1 protein-coding gene is annotated in these 443 nt (G+C 73.4%); it reads left to right on the top strand.

Going from position 1 to position 443, the window contains the following annotated elements; all coding sequences use genetic code 11:
- Positions 1-97: 97 nt before the first annotated feature.
- The coding region (locus tag ACQRC0_RS08815) for an ATP-binding protein (protein WP_427729335.1) at positions 98-443 on the top strand (346 nt) is incomplete at its 3' end.

The following is a 443-nucleotide window of genomic DNA, read 5'->3' as shown; positions in this document are numbered from 1 at the left end:
GGCAGGCCCTCGAGGGGAAGCGGGGCCTGGCCGACGCGGACATCGCCGAGGCCGCGCGCGCCAACCTCGCGCTGCTCGACTCGCTCGGAGGGGCGTGATGGGCGCCGTCGCGGAGGGCAGCCCCTCGATCAGGGCGCAGGCGAACCTCTCCGCGCTCGGGCTGCACGAGATGGCGGCGTCCCTGCCCGACTACGTGAGGATGGTCGCCGCGGGCGAGCGGGGCTTCGCCTCCGCCCTCGAGGAGATGACGCGCGTCGAGGTCGCCGCCCGGGAGGTCAGGATCACCAGCCAGCGCATACGGTCGTCGGGGTTCCCCTACGTCAAGGGGCTGGCGGACTTCGACTGGGACTTCCAGCCGTCGGTCCCGCGCGCCGAGATCGAGGAGCTCGCGACCCTGAGGTTCGTCGAGCGGGCCGAGAACGTCCTGTTCGTGGGGAGCCCCG

It is taken from the genome of Collinsella sp. SGI.033 (genome assembly GCF_050315135.1).
GTDB lineage: Bacteria > Actinomycetota > Coriobacteriia > Coriobacteriales > Coriobacteriaceae > Collinsella.
Note: the sequence above shows the minus strand (reverse complement) of the source record. Positions and strands in the feature narration are given on the sequence as shown.